The following is a 2,047-nucleotide window of genomic DNA, read 5'->3' on the forward strand; positions in this document are numbered from 1 at the left end:
GGCGTGGTCGTCGCCTACCTCGGCGGCGGGGCGGCCGACGCGGGCCGGCTCGACATCGGCGCGGACGCGACGTTCGGCGGTGGGCCCGCGCGGGCCGGGACGACGCGAAGGCCCGCGAGCGGTCCGCGGCGCGCGCCGAGCGCCGGGCCCGGGCGGAGGAGCGCGCGGCGGCCCGCCGGGAGGTGGAGGCCAAGCGCGGCTCGAGGACGGTCTTCCGGGCGTTCTACGTCGTCGAGCCGGGCGACACCCTGGACGAGATCGCCCGCGACCACGACGTCGACGGCGGCTGGCGCGAGCTGTACGCGGCGAACGCGGTGACCATCGGGTCCGACCCGGACCTGATCCGCCCGGGCCAGGAGCTGAAGATCACCTGACCGGGCACTCGGGGACAGCAGGGGGCGGGCCCGGGTGGCCCGCCCCCGCGCTGCCGTGCTGTGCTCTCCCGGGGGCTGCGACGCCGGCGGCTGGCGCCGCGGGCCCCCGGACCCCCAACCGGACAAGTCGGCCGCCCGGGGCGACCGGCCCGGACCCCCGGCCCGGGGGCGCGAGCCGTCCCCGGGACGGGGTCTGGCATAGGATCCCGGTAGCTGACCAGAGACGCTCAGACTCGCAATCCGCACACAGAACCATTCCTCCCTAAGGAGAAACCGTGCCGTCGATCGACGTCGTCGTAGCCCGCGAGATCCTGGATTCCCGCGGCAACCCCACGGTCGAGGTCGAGGTCGGCCTCGACGACGGCAGCACGGGCCGTGCCGCCGTTCCCTCCGGCGCCTCCACCGGCGCCTTCGAGGCCCTTGAGCTGCGTGACGGTGACAAGGCCCGCTACATGGGCAAGGGCGTCGAGAAGGCCGTCCTCGCCGTCATCGAGCAGATCGGCCCGGAGCTCGTCGGTTACGACGCGACCGAGCAGCGGCTGATCGACCAGGCGATGTTCGACCTGGACGCCACGCCGGACAAGTCCTCGCTCGGCGCCAACGCCATCCTCGGCGTCTCGCTCGCCGTGGCGCACGCCGCCTCCGAGGCGTCCGACCTGCCGCTCTTCCGCTACCTGGGCGGTCCGAACGCCCATGTGCTGCCCGTTCCGATGATGAACATCCTGAACGGCGGCAGCCACGCCGACTCCAACGTCGACATCCAGGAGTTCATGATCGCCCCGATCGGCGCGGAGACCTTCTCCGAGGCCGTGCGCTGGGGCGCCGAGGTGTACCACACCCTGAAGGCCGTGCTGAAGGAGCGCGGCCTGTCCACGGGCCTGGGCGACGAGGGCGGCTTCGCCCCCAACCTGGACTCCAACCGCGAGGCGCTCGACCTCATCATCGAGGCCATCCAGAAGGCGGGCTACACCGCCGGCCAGGACATCGCGCTGGCGCTGGACGTCGCGGCGTCCGAGTTCTACAAGGACGGCAAGTACGTCTTCGAGGGTACGGAGCGCTCCGCCGCGGAGATGACCGAGTACTACGAGCAGCTCGTCGCCGACTACCCGCTCGTCTCCATCGAGGACCCGCTGTTCGAGGACGACTGGGCGGGCTGGAAGGTCATCACGGACAAGCTGGGCGACAAGGTCCAGCTCGTCGGCGACGACCTCTTCGTCACCAACCCGGAGCGCCTCGCCCGCGGCATCGACGAGGGCGCGGCGAACGCGCTGCTGGTCAAGGTCAACCAGATCGGCTCCCTGACCGAGACCCTCGACGCGGTCGAGCTCGCGCAGCGCAGCGGCTTCAAGTGCATGATGTCGCACCGCTCCGGTGAGACGGAGGACGTCACGATCGCGGACCTCGCGGTCGCGACGAACTGCGGCCAGATCAAGACCGGCGCCCCGGCGCGCTCGGAGCGGGTCGCGAAGTACAACCAGCTGCTCCGCATCGAGGAGATCCTCGACGACGCGGCCGAGTACGCGGGCCGCAGCGCGTTCCCGCGCTTCGGCAAGTAACCCAGCCACCGCCGCCCGCCGGGATGTACCCGGCGGGCACACGGTGCTCTCCGCCCGGTCGCGTGGCCGGGAGTTCGCGCTGCTGCGGGCGCTGGGCGTACGGCCCCGGCAGCTCAC

The 2,047-nt window shown here is 72.3% G+C and carries 2 protein-coding genes; both read left to right on the forward strand.

Going from position 1 to position 2,047, the window contains the following annotated elements; all coding sequences use genetic code 11:
- Positions 1–374 (forward strand): LysM domain-containing protein (locus AB0M28_RS40395; protein ID WP_365415822.1); only part of this gene is annotated, 374 nt, incomplete at its 5' end.
- 275 nt (positions 375–649) lie between these two features.
- Positions 650–1,930 (forward strand): phosphopyruvate hydratase, encoded by a 1,281-nt coding sequence (gene eno / locus AB0M28_RS40400; protein WP_365415824.1) that lies wholly within the window; start codon positions 650–652, stop codon positions 1,928–1,930.
- The last annotated feature ends 117 nt before the right edge of the window (positions 1,931–2,047 follow it).

The organism is Streptomyces sp. NPDC051940 (assembly GCF_040680895.1).
Taxonomy (GTDB): Bacteria; Actinomycetota; Actinomycetes; order Streptomycetales; family Streptomycetaceae; genus Streptomyces.